Here is a 19,437-nt window from a genome sequence, read left to right on the forward strand (position 1 = left end):
GCGCCCAAAATAAAACCCTAGAAAAAAACCACGACAAAAAAGCCGCACCGCCCTTCGCGGCGCGGCTTCGCCGACGCGCCATTCAGGCTCATCGTCAATCGCAATTCTTGAATTGCGATTCCTTGCACTTCTTGACCATCTCTTTGGCCTTGGCGAGATCCGGCTCAGAGAGGAGCTGCGCGGATAACTCCTGCATTTCCTTTTTCTGGTCGGGCGGCATGGACAAAGGTTCGAGGCCGATCGCGGTCCACATGTAACCGCGCAGCAGGTCACGATCCAAACCTTGACCCGCCACATACATGGTTCCGAGATTGACCTGCGATTCGGCGTCTCCCTGCTTCGCCGCGAGGCGCATCCATTTCGCGGCTTCCTTATAATCCTGCCCGACCCCGGAGCCGTCATAATACATGCTGGCGATATTTGCCTGCGCCGCCGCGACGCCCTTGTCCGCTGCGAGCAGGCTCCACTTCATCGCTTCCGCATAGTCCTGCTTCAGTATGTGGCCATCGAGATACATCGTGCCCAGATTGGCCTGAGCCGCCGCGTCACCCTTTTCGGCAGCCTGCCTGATCCACTTGATCGCTTCCTTGTGATCGATCGGGACGCCCTTGCCCATAAGGTAGATCGGGCCGAGCTCGGACATCGCCCGCGCTTCGCCTTTCTCGGCCAGCGGCTTGAGGATTTTTACCGCAGCCGCGTAGTCGCCCTTGCTTGTCGCGGCGGTCACGTCCTCGTAAGCGTCGGCGCGAGCTGAACTAGCCGCGATTGTGGCGGCGAGCAGGATCAGGAATGAGCCAATGCGCTTTCGCATGCGAACCCTTTTTCACGCTATAAAGAGATAGGAACGCCCCCGGAAAAAACCGGGGACGTTCCTCTTGTTTGTCGAGCGTATCGAATTTCGCTCAGTAGTTCCACTGAAGCTGCATGCGCAGCAAGTCGGCATGGAACTGGCGGTAGGGCGCCGCGCCGGTGTTGGTGCGGTTCATATTCGAATAGACCGCCGTCACCTCGACCTCCGGCAGCGGCTGCCACTCGACGCCGACGTCCCATTCGTAGGTGCGGGCCGACGGAGCGTTGGTTTCGGTCTTCCAGCCGCCGTTGAAATACTGCCATTTGAAGAAGGGGAAGAAGGTGCCGAGGCCGAACTCCTTGTCGTCATACTTATAGGTCGCCTCGACATAGCCGCCGTTCAGGCCGGCCGAGCGGATATAGGTCTGCGTCGGATCGAGAGCGGGGCCGCGGCCCCAGTTCCATTCGGCGCGCAGACCGAAGGGCTGGGGATAGATCACGCCGGTGACGGCGACGCGATCGTCCTTGACGCCCTGGCAGCCATTGGCGCAGCTCCAGCCCCAGGCGTTCGCGCCGGGATAATTGCCGAGCACGAGATTCCGGGTGCCGTCGAAATAGCCGGGCGCATTGACGAAAGGCACGCCGGCGCCAGGGAAGCCGACAGGACGGTAGCCCGCCCAGTTGGTGGCCATGCCGAGAGACGGGGTGATCGCGGACGTCGTCGGCATGTAGCGGCCGGTGTAGCCCTGGATCGAGGCTTCGACGATCTGACCGTTCGCGAAGACGTAAGGATAGGTGAAGCGACCGACGATGTGGACGCCGTTGTTCAGCTCGATGCGGTTCGCGCCCTGGCCGTTATAGACGCCCAAAGCGACCATGCCGTAGTCGCCCGTGCCCTTGAGGTTGTTCCTCACAAGGTCGCGGAAGAGATGACGCATATGCTCGGGCGTATAGTAGAAGAAGATGCCGACATCGCGCTCGTCCTTGCAGCAGCTATTGATCGCATCGGCGCGGTCCAGCGCGAGGCGATTCTGCGAGGACTGCATGTTTTCGAAGCCGTAGGGGATCTTCGACTGACCGACGCGGAAACGGAATTCTTTCTTCTCGTCGATCGAGATATCGGCGTAAGCGTCGCGCATCTGGGCGAAATTACCCGCCGAGTTGCCGTAGATGCCGATCTGGGGATTGTACAGGGCGTAGGAGGGATTGGTCCCCGCCGTGAAGCTATTGCTGAACGTGCCCGACGGCGCGGAGGCAAGGTCGAACTGAACGTAGAGATACAGATGGCTGGAGACGTCGCCGCTGACGATCAGGCGCGCGCGACGGAGCAGGAAGTTCCTGCGCGGGCCCACCGAGCGATCATGCGGGCTGTAGACATTGTTCCAATTGTCCGCGTTGATCGTGTCGTTGTAGCGCATCTGCGTGTACCCGCGGATGCTGAGCTTCTCGTACCAGTGCTTCGGCGCCTCCGGCGCATGCGCCACGGCCGGCGCGGCATGTGCGCGCTGCGCTTCCGCCTTGGCGGCGCGTTTCGCGGCCGCCTCTTCGGATTCGAGCTTGTTGAGGCGCGCTTTCAACGCGCGGATTTCCGAAGCCGTGTCGGCCGCGGCCGGAGAGGCCGCCACCCCCGCGAGAAGACCGAACGCCGCGGCGGCAAATGCGGCCCGTCCAACACCAAGTTTCATAAGGAACCCCCTTCGTTAACTTCCGGGGGCGAGTGAAGCCGCCCGTCGATGACAATGGCGTGACAATTTTCATAGAACGCAAACTGTGACAGGAGGCGCGAACGCAACTGTGGCCCCAATGCCACAGTTTTAGCATTTACAAGCCTGATTCGCGTGGCATAACGGCCACACTCAGCCATGATATTAACCATAGCTTGTCCTGGCCTCGCCCAAATCACCGCCTTGCCGCGCGGTCGCGTTGCCGCTATCGGGAAGGCCGACTTTTCCTAACTGCAAGGCCACAGATGACCCCCGCGCAACAGCCTCGTCGTGAGGCGGCGTTCATCTTCATCCTCGTCACCGTCGCGCTGGACATGCTGGCTCTGGGCGTCATCATCCCGGTGCTGCCGAAGCTGATCGTGCAGTTCGAGGGCGGGGATCTGGGCTCGGCGGCGCGAATCGTCGGCCTCTTCGGCTTGGCCTGGGCGGCGATGCAGTTCTTCTTCCAGCCCGTGCTCGGCGCCCTGTCCGATCATTTCGGCCGCCGCCCGGTCGTGCTGGCCTCCAATCTGGGGCTCGGCCTCGACTATATCTTCATGGCGCTCGCGCCCTCGCTGCCGTTTCTCCTCATTGGGCGGCTGATCTCCGGAGCCACGGCGGCGAGCGTCTCGACCGCCAACGCCTATATCGCGGACATCACCCCGCCGGAGAAACGCGCGGGCCGATTCGGCCTCATCGGGGCCGCCTTCGGCCTGGGCTTCGTCCTCGGCCCGGCGATCGGCGGCGCGCTCGGCGCGTATGATCTGCGCTTTCCGTTCTGGGCCGCGGCGGCGTTCAGCCTCGCCAATGCGCTTTACGGCTATTTCATCCTCCCTGAATCTCTGCCGCCCGAAAAGCGCACGACCGGCATTGTCTGGCGCAGCGCCAATGTGGCCGGCTCGCTCGATTTCCTGCGGCGCGACCGCGCGCTGACGCTGCTATCCGGCGCGCTCTTCCTGTCCTATCTCGCGCATGAATCGCTGCCGGCGCTTTTCGTGCTCTATACGCAGCAGCGCTATCATTGGGACGTAGCCGACACGGGTTGGGCGCTTGCAATTGTCGGCGTGTCGCAAACCATCGTCTCCGGCGGGCTGGTGCGGCCCGCGGTAGCGCGGCTCGGCGAAAAAGTGACGCTGACCATTGCGCTCGTCTCCGGCGCCCTCGGCTTTCTCGCCTTCGCCTTCGCGCCGACGGGCCTGGGCTTCATGGCGGGGGCGCCGTTGGTGGCGCTCTGGGGCATGGCCAATCCGTCTTTCCAAGGCCTGGCGACGCGGCTTGCCGGCTCTTCGGAGCAAGGCCGGCTGCAAGGCGCGCTCGGCAGTCTGCGCGGGGTCTCGGGCATGACCGGCCCGCTGATCTTCTCGCAGATTTTCGCCTTCTCGCTGTCGATCGATTTTTTCTCCGGCGCGAGCTATTTCGCCGCCGCGGCGCTCCTCGTCTCCAGTCTTACGCTGGGATTGAAAGCCATCAATTACAAATTGCTTTAATTTAACAAGTATTTATTCATAAAATTCCGCAAACGGCGCAATCGCGCGTCCGGGGCGGGCTGCGCCAATTATCCGAATTTTGATGCGAGGCCAGGATATTCTCTGAAGGGTTTGTCAACGACTAAGGAGTAATACCGCATCACTACATAACTAAACGAGAGACGCATGATGCGGACTCGGGGCTTCTCCCATTACTCGGGCAGGATTCGACTGCTCGTCCACGCCATGCAGCGCGAGGACGACGGCGTTGTGGCAGTTCTTTTCGCCATGGCGCTCTTGCCGATCATGTTGTTCGTTGGCGCCGGCGTCGACTTCATGCGAGTCGATCGCGCGAAATCGGAGCTTCAACAGGCGCTCGATACGGCGACACTGGCGGCGACGGCAAATCAATCGACCGCCGCCACGATACATCTCACGAACCAACCCGACGCCTCGCTGCTGAAAAGCGCGACCGTCTCCTGGACGAAGAACGCCGACGGCTCGATCACCGGCACGGCCGACGCGAAAGTGCCGACGACCTTTCTGCAGCTCGCCTATATCGACTCGATTCCGATCCGGGCCACTGCGACGGCGACAAATCAGACCGCGCGCACGCCGTCGACTCTTATCTTCACGCTGACCGGCGCCTATGGCTGGTACTGGAAAGAAGTCGACCTCTATGTTCATACGGTCGGCGCATCCAGCGACACGCTTCTTGCGTCATACGTCTATCAGCCGGTCGACCTGGGCGGCCAGAGCGGCCGCGGGACCGGAACGACGACAGCGCAATTCCTGTCGGGCGGCGATATGGTCTCCGGGCCTGTGAATACGTCCATTTCGCTCGGCTCGAATTACGACAACGCCTATCTGACCATGACGGTTTACACGGACGGTTGCGGCCCGGGAATGGCGCCGACCACCTCCCAATCGTCGTCGACCAGGAATTACACCTGCGTTACGTCCGGAACGAGAGCTTCCCGCAAGACCTATACGAAGACGGCGTCGCCTGTCGTATACAGCACCTCGGACGCCGCCCAATCGCGCAATCTCTTCGTCAACGGCGTCAATATGTATTCGACCACGACCGCGCCCTCTATCATGCAGCTTTTGCCCTGCGCCAAAGGCGAGACGACGGCGACCAACACCCACGCCTGGGAGGATACGCCCTATGCCGGCTCGTTGACCGGCGGGAGTTGGTCGAACCAGGACGTTTTCTTCAGCATCCAAACGACCTGCGCCTCGAACAATAATTACAGCGGCGCCCCCAGATTGACCCAATGAGCAGGCGTGGCCGCATGGTCGGTCCGCGAATAGCTTTAGGCAAAGCCCGGCGCGCGCAGCCGAACCGCGCTGACGCCGCCGCCCCGCCGCTCGACGCAGATTTTCGTCGCGATTCGCGCCTGCATCGATTCGACGTGGCTGATGACGCCGACCTTGCGCCCCTGCCCTTGCAGATTTTCGAGCGCATCGATGGCGACGTCGAGCGTCGCCGAATCCAGCGCGCCGAAGCCTTCGTCGATGAATAGCGTATCGACGAAGGAATCCCGGCCCTCCAAACCCGCGAGCGCGAGCGCCAGGGCGAGCGACGCAAGGAAGCGTTCGCCGCCCGACAGCGAGCGCGTCGAGCGCCGCTCGTCGCCAAGATCGTGATCGACGATCTGAAGCCCGAGCGATCCGATCTCGCCGGCGCGCTCCAGCCGATAGCGCGGCGAGAGCAACGACAGGCGACGATTGGCGAGCGCGACGAGCTGTTCGAGCGTCACGCTCTGCGCGAAGCGGCGGAATTTGTCGCCTTCCTTCGAGCCGATCGCAGCATTGATCTCTTCCCAAATCCTGCGATTGGCCTGCGCCGCCGCGATCTCTTCCGACAGGCTGCGCGCGCGGCTGCGGGCCTCATCGTCGCGCGCAAGCCGCTCCTGCAAGGCGCCTAACCGCGCAGAAAGGGCGTCGAGCGCCTGCGCCAATTCCGCCTGGCGCGCGGCGAGAGTGTCGCGGGCCATGTCGATCGGCGCAACGGCCTCGGCTTCGGCAAGATCGCGGCGCCGTTGCGCGAGAGTCGCCTCCACTGCGTGGAGCGCCGATTGCGCGTTTTCGACGACGAGCCGCATCGCCGCCGTCTCCTCGCGCGAGAATGCAAGAAGCCGTGTGGCGTCCTCTTCGGCAAGCCCCGCCGCTGCGAGCGCTTCGCTAAAAGCCGCGCGCGCCGCCGCCAAAGCGGCTTGCGCCGCCGCGATGTCGCGCGCGGCGCCGGCGTTGCGTTCATCGCTTGCGGCTTTCGCCTTATCGGCCGCCGACAGCGCCTCGCGCATCGCCTCATGCGTCCCGCGCGCAGTCTTGTGCTGTTCCTCGAAACGCGCGCGGTGGGCTGCGGTCGCTTCGCCGCCGAGCAGCACGCTGCGCGCCTGCTGCGATTTGGCGAGGTCTGCGGCGCGCGCCAGATGCTCTGCCGCCGCAGCTTTCGCCTGATCGGCGAGCGAACGCGTCTCCGCCTCGAAGGCTGCGATTTGCGGCCTCAGCTCGATAAGCCGCGCGGCGGCGCTATCATGCGCCTCCTTGGCCTTCCGATAATGCGCGCCGGCCTCTTCGAGCCTTTTACGCGCGCCGGCGGCGTCGCGGTCGAGATCGGCGGTAGAGAGATTGCAAAGCGTAAGAAAGGGCGCAAGCGACCCGTCGTGCAACCGGATGCCCTCCATGGCGCGCGCAAGTTCTTCTTTGTGCCCTGCCTGCGCCTCGCCCGCCCGCCGCGCGAGCGCCTCAGCTTCGTCGCGCGTCTCCTTGCGCCCCTCGATCGCGTGGCGCTTGTCGTCCGACGCCTTGCGCAGGCGCTCGATCTCCAAAGAGAGCTTCTGCGCCGTGTCGTGTATTTTCGTCAGCGCCGCGCGCTGCGCGCGGAGTTCTTCGAGCAAAGCGGCAATTTTTGCTCCGGCCCCCGCTATCTCCTGCGGGGCGCAGCAATCGAGATTTTGCGCAAACAGCGCCGCATAGTCGCGCGTGGCGGCTTCGAGCGCCGCTGTCGCTGCACTGAGACGCCGCGCCGCCTCTTCATGCATGGCGCGCGTCGCCGCCTCTTGAGCAGACGTTTCCGAAATGGCCTTGTTGGTTCGCGCCAGCGCCTGACGCGCCGCCTCGCGCTTGGCGCGCAGAGCATCGACGAGCGCCCGCGCGGCGTTCTCGGCATGTGCGAAAGGGTGGTCCTTCGCCCCGCAGACCGGGCAAGGCGCGCCATCGTCCAAGGCGGCGCGCAGCCTCAGCGCATGTGGATCGGCGGCGGCGTCGGCCAATTCGCCAAGCCGCTCGGCCTCAGCGGTTTGAGCGACCTCGGCATTGCGCGCCGCTTGCAAATTCTCCAACTGCTCGACAAGCGCGCCATGCGCCGAGCCGAGCCGGGCGATGTCCGCCGCCGCACTTTCAGCAATCGCCTCGGCGTCGGCGTAATCGCGCGCGCAACGCGCCATGGACAGCAAAGCCTCTTGCGCGGCGGACAACGCCTCCGCCCGTTTTTGCGCAGTCGGGGCATCGAGGGCCTGAAGCGCCGTTTCTCTTTCGCGCGTCTGCTCCAGCACGGCGTCAAGCTGCGTGCGATCTGCTTTGTCGGCGGCGTCATAGGCCGCGCGCATCTCGCCGGCGCGGCCCAACTCTTTTGCTGCGTCTTGCAACGCGCGCTCTGTTTCGCTTTTTTCTTTTGACAGAAGCGTGCGCTTGCAGAGCCAGTCGTCGATCTCTTCCCACCGCTCGCTCAAGGACCGCGCTGCCTCGAGCGTTTCCAGCCGGCCCTGCGCCGTCGCGCTTTCAGCCGCCGCCGCTTCTTCTTCCGACCGAGCGCGGGCGAGCGCCTCCTGCTTACCGGCAAGGCGCAGTGCCGCGGCAGCTTCCACTTCGCGCGCCTTGGCGGCTTCACGCTGCTGAGCCTCGATGCGCGCGTCGAGCGCACTCGCCTCCCGCCATAGCGGCTCGAATGTCTCGATCTCGCGCTGCGCGGCGCCTAACGCCGCCATCGCGGAGCGTTCTTGCGTCCTCGCCGCCTCCAAGGCGGCCTGCGCCGCCTCGGCGTGTTGTTGCGCGAGCAACGCAGAAGCCTGTTTTTCAGCCAATAACTCTTCGGCTTTGCGAAGCTCCTCGCGCGGCGCGCGCAAGGGCTCGGCGTTAGCGAGGTCCGTGAGCATTTGTCGTTGATGCGAGAGCGCCGCCAGCGCCTCGCTCGCAGCGGCGCGCGTGGTTTCCGCCTCAGTGAGCTTCTGCTGCGCTTGCGCGCGCGCGTCGATCCGGCGCAAGGCGTCGAGCGTCTCATTCTGCTCGGCGGCGAGCGTCGAGCGCCGCGCGCCGATCTCTTCGCTCTCAGTCATGATCGCCGCGCGCTCCTCCTCCGGCATGGCGCCGATGAGCGCGCGCTGCTGCTCCAACGCCTTCACGGCGCGCGCGGCCTCGTCCCAGCGCTCATAGGCGCGTCTCGACAGATGGCCGTAGACTTCCGCGCCCGTGATTTTTTCCAGAAGATCGGCGCGCTCTTTGGCGTCGGCGCGCAGAAAGGCGTCGAAATCGCCTTGCGCCAAAAGCGCCGTGCGACGGAACTGATCGAAGGTGAGGTCAGTCAACTCAACGATGCGACGGTTGACCGGCTCGACGCCGGAGTCGAGCGTCTCGATCTTTTCGCCACTCTCGTCGATGCGCCAAAGACTGCGGCCGCGATTTTGCAGCCTCCCAGCGACCTTGCCGCGCGCGCGCATGAGATCGCAGCGGGCGCGGTAGCGTTTACCGTCGCGCGCGACGAAATCGGCCTCTGCGAAACCGCGCCCCGCCCCGCGCCGTAACAGTGTGCGTGGATCATTTTCCTTGATGGTCGCCCCAGAGGGGTCCGGCATTTCGTCTCGTGCACCGGGCGCTACGACGCGAGGAAACTCGTCGTAAAGCGCCAGACACAGCGCGTCGAGGATGGTCGACTTGCCCGCGCCCGTTTCGCCAATGATCGCGAAAAGTCCCGCCGAGCGCAAAGGCTCGCTCTCGAACTCGATGGCGAAGGGTTCGGCGAGGCTCGCAAGATTTTCGCCCCGGATCGCAAGAATGCGCATTACGCTTCCTCCGCGAGCCGGTCGAAGCAGCGCAAATGTTCGTCCGTCGGCGCGACGTGATGCGTCGCTTCGAAAGCCTCGCGAAAGAGATCGCGCGGCTGGCGTTCGGCAAGCCGCATTGGCGCCGGCTGAGGCGCTTCGCTCATTTGCGGCCGCTCGACGGCGAGCGAGACGAGGCGGACCGGAAACTTCTCGCAGATGGCGTCGATCTCGGCCTTCAATCCCACGGCGGGGCCGTCGATCTTCACGTTGAGATGCACGAAAGGCCGCGCTTCGTCGGGCGTTTCTGGGGCGAACGCGAGAGCGGAAAGCGCGCTCTCAATCTCCAAGACCGCCAGCGCGCCCTGCCGCGGCAGGCGCAGATGCGGGACGCTGCGGGTGAAGGGCACATGCTCGGCGGTCGCAGCGCCGGCCACGTCGATCTCCACGATTGTGGCGCCATGCGCATAGTCGATTTCCGATTTCGACATCGGGATGAGCGCGCCGGAATAGCGGATCGTCTCGCGGCCGACCTTCTGCGGCTTATGGAGATGGCCAAGCGCCACATAAGCGGCGTCGGCAGGAAAGATGTCGGGCGGCGCCGCATGCTCGCCGCCCACCAGAATGCGCCGCTCGCCCTCGGATTCGAGCCCGCCGGCGATATGGAGATGGCCCGTGAGGATCAGCGGCGCACCGCCGATTTTTGCCCGAGCGGCGTCGACGGCCTCCCGATAAAGCGCCCGCACGCCCCAGACGGTAGCAGAGCCCGCCACATCCACCCCCGCGATCGGCAGGTCGGCGGCGCGCGGATAGGGCAGCGCCAGAAGATGGGCGCCGACCGCGCCGGATGAGTCCCGGATCGGCAGAAGATGCGTAGAAAGGTCGAGCGCGCCCTCTCGCCGCGCGATGACGCCCACCGAATGCACCCCCGCGATCTCGAACAAGGCGCGGGGCGCCTCCAGCCTGCCGGCGGGGTCGTGATTGCCGGCAAGAAGCGCAATGGCCGCGCGCGGACAGGCGGCGCGCAGGTCGCGCAGCGTATCGTACAGCAGGCGCTGCGCCTCGGCGGAGGGGTTGAGACTGTCGAAAACATCGCCCGCGACGATCACCGCATCGACGGCGCGGGCGCGCGCCGTCGCGACGAGCTGCGCCAGCGCGGCGCGATGCTCGGGCTCTCGCGACCAGCCTTGCAGCGCGGCGCCCAAATGCCAGTCGGCGGTATGCAGAAGTCGAATCACAGCGGCGACAGTAAGCAGCAAGCGGCGGACCCGAGGCAAGCGATACGCAACTTGCCTGCCCGGGCCCGCCGCCCGGCCCCCCAACTCGTCAAACCGCGTTGCGATACGCCTTGCGCGAAAAGACGGTGAGGAACACGATCCAGAGATCGAGCGGCAGCGACCAATTGTCGATGTAATAAAGGTCGTGCTCGATTCTCTGTCGGATCTTCTCCGGCGAATCGATTTCGCCGCGCAAGCCGTTGACCTGCGCCCAGCCGGTCATGCCCGGTTTGACGTTGTGACGGCGCGCATAGAGCGCGATCCGCCGCTCGAAGAGCTGATCATGCGCTAGCGCGTGCGGGCGCGGCCCGACGAGCGACATCTCGCCGCGCAGCACATTGAAGAGCTGCGGCAGCTCGTCGATGTTGTATCGGCGCAAAATGCGCCCCACGCGGGTCACGCGCGGATCATTCGCCGTCGCCTGTTTGACGTGGCGCCCATCGTCCATGGTGGTCATCGTGCGCAGTTTCACGATGCGGAACGTCTGGCGATTGAAGCCGTAACGGCGCTGATAGAAGAGCGCCGGCCCGCGGCTGTCGAGCCGGATCGCCAGCGCGCAGAGCAACAGCGCCGGCGATAGCGCCACGAGCGCAAGCGCCGAGACCACAATGTCGAAGGCGCGCTTCGCCGCCACCTCGAAGAGATTGAGCGGATCGCCCGAGAGGCTCAGGCTCGAGATCGCGCCGACCTTGTCGATATGGGCGTTGGCGAAGCGGTCGAGCACGCGCTCCGGCCCGAGATGGATGCGGGCGGGCACGCGCAGGAAGGCTGTCACGCATTTGTCGATCACATCGGTGCGCGACCAGGGCGAGAGGATGAAGACGTCGTCGGGCCGCAGCATACGCGCCGAGGCCGCCGCAAGCGTGAGGTCGTCGTCGAGCGTATGCTCGGTCTCGCGCAGCACCACGGCGGCGGCTACGCTCATGCCGCAGGTCCAGGGCTTGTAGCGATAGGTGAAGGCCTCGATGTCTTTCTCGAAACCGACGAGAAAGAGGCGCCGCGCCGATACGCCGCCCGAGGCCGCGCTGGAGCGGACGAAACGGGTGAGCGTCGCCCGCTCGGCGAAAAGCGCCACAAACCCCAGGGTCGAGGTCAGCACAAAAGCGGCCCGCGACGTCTCTCCAGTGACGTTGGACAGAAATCCGATCGCGAGCGCGAGGAGGCTGACGACGCTCCACAGGCTGAAACAGCGCCAGGCGTGGCCGCGAAGCTGGAGGTAGTTGGCGAAAGAATATTCCTCTCGGACGACGCTCCCGAGAAGGAAAATCATCGTCGCAACGAGGCCCAGTTCGAGATTGCCGATCGTGAGCGCCCCATAGGCGAATTGGACCACGACCGAGGTCAGGACGAGCGCCAGAAAATCCAAAGATGCAGCGAGGAGCGAGAACGACGCCCGGACGAAGGCCGTGCTTTGGCGGGGCGCCCAATAAGCTGCGCCGCGATTCGTCCCCGCGAGAAGCCGCGGCCTCGCCTTTGGGGACCGCGTTTCAAACTGAGACGGCCTTTTGGAAAAATCAGCCTGCTGAGACAATTGATCGGCCCTGGATCGGCTCGCCTGCCCCAAAACGGAACAAGAGCGATGCTATTGCCGAATCGGAGCAAGTAATGAGCCCTGTCTGGCGCCGTCCTCTGCTCGCCAGCCAATCGGGAATTTCAAAACACCGCCTCACGCTGGAATTAACTATTCAAAATACCTATCGTTTTGCTAGATTTCTACTTCATGAACCTGCCGGACAAGCCGCGCAAATCGGCTGCACAAGGCGCCTTCACAAGCCCGTCATCCTCCCTGTAACATATAGAGAGTCGCAAAAGGCCGGTGTGGACCTTGGCGCGGTCCTTCGGGCCCTTCTCGAAACCGAGAGGCTGGCAAGGTGACCGCTCACTTCAGACACCAATATGTCTCGCCGCAAGCTTGTCCCGCGCTGGTGCTCAACGCGGACTATCGCCCGCTGAGCTACTATCCGCTTTCGCTATGGGGCTGGCAGGACGCCATCAAGGCCGTCGTCCTCGATCGGGTCAATATCGTCTCGGAATATGACAAGACGGTCAAAAGCCCGAGCTTCGAGATGCGCCTGCCCTCTGTGGTCTCGCTCAAGGAATATGTGCGGCCGGCCCGTCAGCCGGCCTTCACGCGGTTCAACGTCTTCCTGCGCGACCGCTTCACCTGCCAATATTGCGGGGCGCATGACGAATTGACATTCGACCATGTGATCCCGCGCTCCAAGGGCGGCGCGACCACTTGGGAGAATGTCGTCGCAGCCTGCTCGCCCTGCAATCTGCGCAAGGGCGACCGGCTGCCGCTCGACGCGCATATGACGCCGGCGCAGACGCCCTATCAGCCGTCGGTCGTCGACCTGCATCGCAACGGCCGCCGCTTTCCGCCTAACTATCTCCATGACAGTTGGATGGATTATCTCTACTGGGATTCGGTGCTCGAGCCGTAAGGCTATTTCCGTTTGAACAGCTCGCGTTGGGGAATGTCATTCCCCTCGGGCTGAAAGCCCGACCGGGAATCCAGAGCCAAAATATCGCTGGTTTGGCTCTGGATTCCCGATCGCTCGCTCAAGCGAGCGTCGGGAATGACACCGGCCCAATCAAGCGGATCTCGTATAAGGCCGGCGCCAGAGAGTTGCTATGCGCTTGATCGTCATTGTTTTCGGCTTCGTCATCGCTGTTGGCGTCGGCGCGGTCTTTCTCTTCGTTTCGGCTTTCTTCGATCCCGTGACGCGGGAAGCAGGCCTCTCCTCCGTCCTCGCGGGGATTTTCGCGATCCTGGACGAAGCGATCGAGCCGGAGGACGCCGTCGCCACGCTCGGCTTTGTGATATGGGCCGCCATCGTCGCGGTCTGCGCCGCGCCGCTCGCCGTGGCGGCTCTTGTCGGCGAAGCGGCCGGCGCGCGCTCCATCGTCTGGTATTCGGGCGTCAGCGGCGTCCTCGCGGGCGCCTCGCCCTGGATTGCGCGCGCGTCGAAAGGGCTGGAGCGCGCCCATAAGGTCAGCGAGGCGGAGGCGCGGCTCGCGCTTTTGTTTTTCCTCACCGGCGCGCTGACCGGCGCGATCTATTGGCCGATCGCCGCGCCCGCCCGCAAGGCGGCGGCGCCGCAGACTGCGAGCGACGGGCGCGGAATTTAGAGCGAGCTCCTCACTTGACCGATTCAGGTCGGGCGGAAAGCGCGCGAAGTGCGATCGCGTTGCTTCTTTTCTTCCGTGTAGCGCCAATAGAGAAAAGCTGCGCCAAAGATAAACACTGCCGACAGCATCGCCGTCGCATAGAACTGCAGCGGGCCGCCCACGTTGATGGCGAAACGCGTCGTGCGCTTCGTTCCGGAGTTTTCCGTCACGGTGATCAAGGCGGCGTAAGCGCCGCTCTCGTCGAACACATGCTCCATCGGCACGGCGCCGCCTGGATAGAGACGCGGCGGAAGATAAGCCACGGTGAAAGGCGTCGGATCTTCCTCCAGGGAAATCGGTCCGTTTTTCTCGCGCACGATGCGCACCTCGATCGGCAATTGGCGCAGCCGCTCGGCGATGAGGTCGATTGTGAGAATGATTCGGCCCGTCGATGGGAAATCGCCGCAGAAGCGATCACGCGAACGATCGGGCATATAGGAGACGACGCCGATAAGGTCAGGGCCTATCGAGATTTCGCATTGGTCGCGAATGGTCGAGGCCTTGTCCATGCTGATCGCGTTTGCGCAAACCGGCGCGAAAAATGCGACGACGAAGGCGACGCCAAAGAGACGCGCCAATGAGATGAGCGATGACATATCTTCCTCTTCCGATCAGGCTCGGCCGGCCGCGTCGCGATCGCCGACAAGCATGCTGGAATCCCTTGTTTTTCTCGCATTTGCAAGGGGTCAGGATTGACGCCCCCGGCAGGAAGTGCTCTTAACCGACCATGGCTGATTACTATTCGTTGATCTCCCGCGCCATTGCCGCCCTACCCCAGCAGACGCCCGACGCGCGACAGGCTGTCTATGATCGGGCGCGCAAGGCGTTGTTCAATCAATTGAGAAGCATTCAGCCGCCGGTTGCGGAAGCGGACATTTCCGCCGAAGGCCGCGCGCTCGAAGAAGCTGTTGCGCGCCTCGAACAGGAAATCGCCGCGAAGAACGCGCCGCCAGCGCCGGCGAAGCCATCCGCTACGAAACCAGCGCCGACCACCGCCGCCCCCGCGAAGCCGGAACCGCCGAAGCCGCAGCCCGCGCCGACGCGCCAGCGCGCCGCCGAACCGTCGAAGCCCGCAGCGCCGCCGGAGCCGCCGCCGGCCGAGCGCAGCGCCGAAGAGGCTTGGTCCGACGCGCTCCCCGCCGCCGAGTCGGAAGCCCCGCCGCGCGAAGCGCAGCGTCCCGCCGCGCCGCTGCCTCTGCCGCCGCGCGCGCAACGTCCAACGCAGCGCATATGGGCCCTCGCAGGCGTGCTGGTGGCGCTGATCGCCGTCGTCGGCGGCCTCGCATGGTATCTGCGTGAACGGCCGGAAGATCTCGCAAAGCTGCAGCCGGCCGAGACATCGCCTTCCGACGCGGCGGAGGCCGGTAAATTCGGCGGCCGCGTCGATGGCGGCGCATCCGCCCCGGCGCCGTCATCTGGAAAGCGCACGGTCGTTGTGCCGGTGGCGCAGAAGGCGGAATTGTGGGTCGCGACCTTGCAGGCGCCCGATAAGGTCGACCGGATTTATAACGCCACGGTGGTCTGGCGTTTGGAGAATGTCGGCGGCGGTCCCGGAGAGCCGGTGAGTTCGGCGATCCGCGGCGATGTGGATATTCCCGACGGCAAGATGAAGCTGACGCTGCTGATTCAAAAGAACAACGACTCGGCGCTTTCGGCCTCCCACACGATCAACGTGTCTTTCAAGCCGGCGCCGGGGAGCCCGCTCGGTGGCGTGAAGGCGATCGGCCCGATTCAGATGCGTCGCGCCGATGCGCAGGCCGGCGAAAAGGTCTTCGGCATTCCGGTGCCCATTACCGAGAACAACTTCCTCATCGGCCTGATGCGCGGCGACCATGAAGCGCGCAACATCCAGCTCCTGCGTTCCTTCGCGGTGATCGACCTGCCGTTGCAATTCACCGACGGGCGGCCGGCGACGATCAATATGGAAAAGGGCCCCTCCGGAGACCGCATCTTCGCCGATGCGATCGATTCCTGGACGAAGTAGGCGTCTTAGACGAGATCTCGCCCCGTTCGGTTGCCTGTCATTCCCGACGCTCGCAAAGCGAGCGATCGGAATTACCGTCGTCATTGCGAGGAGGCGGAGCCGAGGAAGCAATCCAATGCCGCATCGCTGCCCTGGATTGCTTCGCTTCGCTCGCAATGACGGGCTCTGAGCAAAACCAGCGCTCTTATGGCTCCAGGTTCCCAGTCGAGCTTTCAGCCCGCCTCGAACAGCAAAAAACCGCAGTTCAAGCGGGTTTGCATCAGACGAAGACCAGCCGATAAACGAAGGAATTCGCGCCCTTCCGGCTTACCCAGTCGCATTCCGGCGGCGTCGCGCCCTGGCGATTTATCGCGATGTCCCACGGCCGCCCCATCAACGCCTGCTCTTCTGCGTCCCAAACGATCCAGCCAAAATCCGGGTCGCGTAGAATCCAGATGTCCTTGTCGGCGCGCTTGAAGCGCGGCAGCCCGTCCGCGGCCGCTGGCGCCGGGAGAAAGCGATAGACGGCGCCGTCGGAAAGACGGCGCATTTCGATCGCGCGCTCGGCCATGGTTCTCCTCTATTCTTGAGCAGCTACCTCCACTTGCGCCGGACGGCGGTCGGGCTCCGGCGCCGCCTCGCCGTCCGACGGCGGCAATCGCCCGGCCTGAAGGAAGATCTTGTTGTAGATAGAAAGGTTCAAATACGCCACTGCCGCGCCGAAAAGTCCGGGCGCGTAAAACAGGGCGGTGAGCAAGGGGTTGTCGGCGCGCCGGTATTTCCGAATGAAATCGAACAGTTTCAGCAATTTTGGCGCATTGTCCAAAGCCTTGACGATGGCGTAGCCCGCGGCGCCGATAAGCGCCGCTGGCAATATGTAGTACAATATATTTTCGACGAATAGTTTGTAGAGCTCGGCAACGAGATCGACGCGCGCCCACAAGAAGAAAAGGACGGGCGCAAGCAGAAGGAGCGTGACGCCCCAGGTCCGCGCGGGATCGGCGTAGAAGGGTTTGAAGAACAAGTATTTCCCTATCAGCAGATGCGAAAGCAGCTTTTGCTTGTCGGTCTTGACCATCCCCCGGATGGCCAGGAAACGCCACGGTTGCCGAGGCGAGCCGCCGGGCGACGGCGCGCCGAGCCCCGCGTTACCTTGGTTATGCTGGAGAAAATAGTCGGCGAGACAGTAGCCGTCGTACATCAGCGTATAGGCTTCGATGTCCGAAAAGGCGTCGAGATCGGTTCTGATATTGGAAAGGGCGTAGATATGCCCATCGTTGAGACCGTTGCACTGGTCGACCGGCCCGGGCAGCGACGGATAGGCCGAATTTCCGGGGAAGTCGTCGCGCAGGTGGAAAAAGACGAAGCTCCCATCGCCGGGGCAATTGCGGAGATTGTCGTAGCACTCGGCGCGCACGCGCGTCGCCAATATGTCATTCGAGCGCGTGGCGACCGGCAACAGTTGAATGTCCGGCGTACGGTTCCCGTCCAACTGCCCGGAGGCGTCGCTGCAAATGATCAGGTCGCATTTTTCAGAAAGCAGCGCCTCGACGCCCTGATTATCGTAAACGCCGCCGTCGACCAGCTCGACCACAATCTCTTCGCCATTCGCTCCCTTCGGATAAAGATCGTGGATTGCGAGCGGCGTAAAGATTGCCGGCACGCAGGCCGAAGCGGCGACGGCTTCGGAAAGACCGATCTGCGCCAGCTTCTTTTGCTGCTCCGGCGTCAAACTGGGGTCCGAATAACTGATCCTTGGCAAGGGCTTGATCGTGCCGATCGGATTTGCCGAGGGGACCTCGCCCAGATCCGTCGCGGTGAAAACCCATCGGCCGCCGGTGTTCAGCGACGTCGCGTTGAGGTTGAGGATGGGAATCTTGAAATCCGATGTCGAATTATACTCCCGCACATTGAAGCCGGGCTGCATCCAGGCTGGCGTGATCAGCAAATCCGACAGTGGAATTTTCTCGCCAGGGTTCTTCGCGAATCTGCTGTAAAAGCACTGTTCATATACTTCTGCGATGCGGTCGCTTCTCGAATAATCATCCGAGAAAATCATCCTGGCGTTGGCGACGGGGTCGAGCAGCGCCTTTATTCTGACATTGGTCTGAACCGCCGCCAAAAATTCGCTTTCGATCTCGCCGACGAGGTCCACATAGTCCTGCGACGACGGCAAAATGGGTTCGCCATTCGGGTCGAGCGGCCTTTCCTCCAGCAGCTTCTTGAGCTTGAGATAATAGAATGCGCCGATGATCGAGCCGCCCGAAACGGTGGAGAGCACATCGACCCGCCGCAGCAGGTCGAGTTCGGCCAATCGCGCCAGCACGCCGATATGGAAGAGCGAGGCGCGGAAACCGCCGCCGGACAAGGCGAGTCCCAGCTTCTGGCCGGGCGCAAGGCTCCATACGGTTGGGATATAGGCGCCGACACTCGGGACAATGGCTAGAATCCGCGCAGTCGTCATAAAAACCTCCATCACTGAAATATGAGACGGAAGATTAACGCTCGCGCGCGCGTTTTGACAACGGGTCTGCCTTTCTTATCGCGCCGAAAGCGAAGGCGCGGGCGTTATACCATTGCCGTTTGAATAGCTCGCATTGGCGCTTGTTCCCGATGGGCCGAAGGCCCTATCGGGACTCCAGAGCCAAAATAGCCAGCTTTGCTCTGGATTCCCGATCGCTCGCTCCGCGAGCGTCGGGAATGGCGTTCTGGCTTCCTGCTTCACATCACCAGCGTCAGCTTGTGCGCGGCGCGCGTGACGCCCGTATAGAGCCAGCGGGCGCGATGTTCGCGGAAGGCGAAAGACTCGTCGAAGAGGGTCACATTGTCCCATTGCGAGCCCTGCGATTTGTGTACCGTCAGCGCATAGCCGAAATCGAACTCGTCCGAATCCTTGCGCATCGCGTAAGGAATTTCGCCCTCGCCGCCATCGAAGAACTGCGGGATGACGGCGACGCGCTGGAATTTGCCCATCTCGCCCTCCTCCGGCATGACGAGCATCCGTATCTTGCCGCGCCTTAGCGCGCCCGCGCTTTTCACCGTGAACAGCGCGCCGTTGAGCAGGCCCTTCTTGCGGTTATTGCGCAGACAAACGAGTTTTTCGCCTGATTGCGGAAACTGCCCGGTGAAGCCGCGCAATTCGCGCAGTCGCCCGTTATAGGCGCGCCGCGTCTTGTTCATGCCCACCAGCACCTGATCGGCGCCGGTGACGAGCGCGGGATCGAGCCCTTCGCGCGAGACGACGCGCGTCTCGCCATAGACGCCGCGCGTCAGCGTGCCGCCTTCGCGGATCGTCATCGACAGGCGGATGATGGGATTGTCGGAGGCTTGGCGATGCACCTCCGTCAGCATCACATCCGGCTCGGCCTCCGTGAAAAAGCCCCCGCCCTTCACCGGCGGCAATTGCGCCGGATCGCCGAGAACCAGCACCTTCTTGCCAAAGGACAGCAAATCGCGCCCGAGCTCCTCGTCGACCATCGAGCATTCGTCGATGACGATGAGCTTCGCGCGCGCCGCGTCGCTCTCGTCATTCAAAACGAAGGACGGCTCCTCGGTTTCAGAATCGGTCGCGCGATAGATGAGGCTGTGAATCGTGCGGGCGTCCTTGCAGCCCTTGGAGCGCATGACCAGCGCGGCCTTGCCGGTGAAGGCGGCGAAGGCGACGTCGCCGTCGACATGTTCGGCAAGATGAAGCGCGAGCGTCGATTTGCCCGTGCCGGCATAGCCGAACAGGCGAAACACCTGCGGGCCGCGCGGCGTCGCAAGCCATTTCGCGACGCTGTTCAGCGCATTCTCCTGTTCGGGCGTCCAGACGGGCATGGGTTCATTTGGCTAGAATCGGGAAGGCGCACGATGCCGGAGACGGCTCCCACTCACAAGCCGCTCCGCGCACGCATCAGGGCTCCGAATTCGGGTTAACGAGCAAACGTGTTCCCGCGTCATGGCCGCGCTTGTCGCGGCCATCCACGCCGCGCCGACGCAGAAAAGCTGAGAGCATAAGCTGAACAACGCCGCTTCTCCTCC

General features: G+C 63.5%; 14 protein-coding genes. 5 read left to right on the forward strand and 9 right to left on the reverse strand.

Going from position 1 to position 19,437, the window contains the following annotated elements; all coding sequences use genetic code 11:
- Window positions 1-94: 94 nt before the first annotated feature.
- Together QNA11_RS07680 and QNA11_RS07685 are read right to left on the reverse strand one after the other, a co-directional pair.
- Entirely contained in the window at window positions 95-811 is a 717-nt protein-coding gene (locus QNA11_RS07680) for a tetratricopeptide repeat protein (RefSeq protein WP_283482565.1), read from the reverse strand.
- A 91-nt stretch (window positions 812-902) separates the two neighbouring features.
- Window positions 903-2,474, reverse strand: coding sequence for a porin (locus tag QNA11_RS07685; protein ID WP_202073627.1), 1,572 nt, complete (start codon window positions 2,472-2,474; stop codon window positions 903-905).
- 284 nt (window positions 2,475-2,758) lie between these two features.
- On the opposite strand from QNA11_RS07685, the gene QNA11_RS07690 reads away from it, so the two are divergent.
- Window positions 2,759-3,979, forward strand: a complete 1,221-nt coding sequence (locus tag QNA11_RS07690; protein WP_281928457.1) for a TCR/Tet family MFS transporter — start codon at window positions 2,759-2,761, stop codon at window positions 3,977-3,979.
- 165 nt (window positions 3,980-4,144) lie between these two features.
- Window positions 4,145-5,239 carry a TadE/TadG family type IV pilus assembly protein gene (locus QNA11_RS07695; RefSeq protein ID WP_283482566.1) on the forward strand — a complete coding sequence of 365 codons (1,095 nt, stop codon included), beginning with the start codon at window positions 4,145-4,147 and terminating at the stop codon, window positions 5,237-5,239.
- A gap of 35 nt (window positions 5,240-5,274) precedes the next feature.
- Here QNA11_RS07695 and QNA11_RS07700 read toward each other — a convergent pair whose 3' ends face one another.
- The 3 genes from QNA11_RS07700 to QNA11_RS07710 form a co-directional block, all read right to left on the reverse strand.
- Window positions 5,275-9,024: an AAA family ATPase gene (locus QNA11_RS07700; protein ID WP_283482567.1), complete on the reverse strand. Its 3,750-nt coding sequence runs from the start codon at window positions 9,022-9,024 to the stop codon at window positions 5,275-5,277.
- Complete coding sequence (locus tag QNA11_RS07705; RefSeq protein ID WP_502867557.1) at window positions 9,024-10,241, reverse strand: exonuclease SbcCD subunit D; 1,218 nt, start codon at window positions 10,239-10,241, stop codon at window positions 9,024-9,026. Before QNA11_RS07705 ends, QNA11_RS07700 begins: the two co-directional genes overlap by 1 nt.
- A gap of 88 nt (window positions 10,242-10,329) precedes the next feature.
- Window positions 10,330-11,646 (reverse strand): exopolysaccharide biosynthesis polyprenyl glycosylphosphotransferase, encoded by a 1,317-nt coding sequence (locus QNA11_RS07710; protein WP_283482569.1) that lies wholly within the window; start codon window positions 11,644-11,646, stop codon window positions 10,330-10,332.
- A 559-nt stretch (window positions 11,647-12,205) separates the two neighbouring features.
- On the opposite strand from QNA11_RS07710, the gene QNA11_RS07715 reads away from it, so the two are divergent.
- Together QNA11_RS07715 and QNA11_RS07720 are read left to right on the forward strand one after the other, a co-directional pair.
- A complete protein-coding gene (locus QNA11_RS07715) occupies window positions 12,206-12,724 on the forward strand; it encodes an HNH endonuclease (RefSeq protein WP_202073742.1) in 519 nt (172 codons plus the stop codon).
- A 190-nt stretch (window positions 12,725-12,914) separates the two neighbouring features.
- Entirely contained in the window at window positions 12,915-13,412 is a 498-nt protein-coding gene (locus QNA11_RS07720) for a hypothetical protein (RefSeq protein WP_283482570.1), read from the forward strand.
- Window positions 13,413-13,435: 23 nt separating this feature from the next.
- Here QNA11_RS07720 and QNA11_RS07725 read toward each other — a convergent pair whose 3' ends face one another.
- Window positions 13,436-14,047 (reverse strand): hypothetical protein, encoded by a 612-nt coding sequence (locus QNA11_RS07725; RefSeq protein ID WP_283482571.1) that lies wholly within the window; start codon window positions 14,045-14,047, stop codon window positions 13,436-13,438.
- Window positions 14,048-14,178: 131 nt separating this feature from the next.
- On the opposite strand from QNA11_RS07725, the gene QNA11_RS07730 reads away from it, so the two are divergent.
- Window positions 14,179-15,435: a hypothetical protein gene (locus QNA11_RS07730; RefSeq protein WP_283482572.1), complete on the forward strand. Its 1,257-nt coding sequence runs from the start codon at window positions 14,179-14,181 to the stop codon at window positions 15,433-15,435.
- 259 nt (window positions 15,436-15,694) lie between these two features.
- Here the strand turns inward: QNA11_RS07730 and QNA11_RS07735 are convergent, their stop codons facing one another.
- From QNA11_RS07735 to QNA11_RS07745, 3 genes are all read right to left on the reverse strand, one after another.
- On the reverse strand, window positions 15,695-15,985 hold the full coding sequence (locus QNA11_RS07735; protein ID WP_283482573.1) for a hypothetical protein: 291 nt from the start codon (window positions 15,983-15,985) through the stop codon (window positions 15,695-15,697).
- Between the two features lie 9 nt (window positions 15,986-15,994).
- Entirely contained in the window at window positions 15,995-17,878 is a 1,884-nt protein-coding gene (locus tag QNA11_RS07740; protein ID WP_283482574.1) for a patatin-like phospholipase family protein, read from the reverse strand.
- A 257-nt stretch (window positions 17,879-18,135) separates the two neighbouring features.
- Window positions 18,136-19,233, reverse strand: coding sequence for an ATP-dependent DNA helicase (locus tag QNA11_RS07745; RefSeq protein WP_283482575.1), 1,098 nt, complete (start codon window positions 19,231-19,233; stop codon window positions 18,136-18,138).
- Window positions 19,234-19,437: the final 204 nt, after the last annotated feature.

This window comes from Methylocystis sp. JR02, from assembly GCF_030063565.1.
Taxonomy (GTDB): Bacteria; Pseudomonadota; Alphaproteobacteria; order Rhizobiales; family Beijerinckiaceae; genus Methylocystis; species Methylocystis iwaonis.

What these genes read in the sequence shown, in the direction of transcription:
- QNA11_RS07680 (WP_283482565.1), bottom strand. Translation starts at nt 811, where the DNA reads ATGCGAAAGCGCATTGGCTCATTCCTGATCCTGCTCGCCGCCACAATC.
- QNA11_RS07685 (WP_202073627.1), bottom strand. Translation starts at nt 2,474, where the DNA reads ATGAAACTTGGTGTTGGACGGGCCGCATTTGCCGCCGCGGCGTTCGGT.
- QNA11_RS07690 (WP_281928457.1), top strand. Translation starts at nt 2,759, where the DNA reads ATGACCCCCGCGCAACAGCCTCGTCGTGAGGCGGCGTTCATCTTCATC.
- QNA11_RS07695 (WP_283482566.1), top strand. Translation starts at nt 4,145, where the DNA reads ATGATGCGGACTCGGGGCTTCTCCCATTACTCGGGCAGGATTCGACTG.
- QNA11_RS07700 (WP_283482567.1), bottom strand. Translation starts at nt 9,024, where the DNA reads ATGCGCATTCTTGCGATCCGGGGCGAAAATCTTGCGAGCCTCGCCGAA.
- QNA11_RS07720 (WP_283482570.1), top strand. Translation starts at nt 12,915, where the DNA reads ATGCGCTTGATCGTCATTGTTTTCGGCTTCGTCATCGCTGTTGGCGTC.
- QNA11_RS07725 (WP_283482571.1), bottom strand. Translation starts at nt 14,047, where the DNA reads ATGTCATCGCTCATCTCATTGGCGCGTCTCTTTGGCGTCGCCTTCGTC.
- QNA11_RS07730 (WP_283482572.1), top strand. Translation starts at nt 14,179, where the DNA reads ATGGCTGATTACTATTCGTTGATCTCCCGCGCCATTGCCGCCCTACCC.
- QNA11_RS07735 (WP_283482573.1), bottom strand. Translation starts at nt 15,985, where the DNA reads ATGGCCGAGCGCGCGATCGAAATGCGCCGTCTTTCCGACGGCGCCGTC.
- QNA11_RS07740 (WP_283482574.1), bottom strand. Translation starts at nt 17,878, where the DNA reads ATGACGACTGCGCGGATTCTAGCCATTGTCCCGAGTGTCGGCGCCTAT.
- QNA11_RS07745 (WP_283482575.1), bottom strand. Translation starts at nt 19,233, where the DNA reads ATGCCCGTCTGGACGCCCGAACAGGAGAATGCGCTGAACAGCGTCGCG.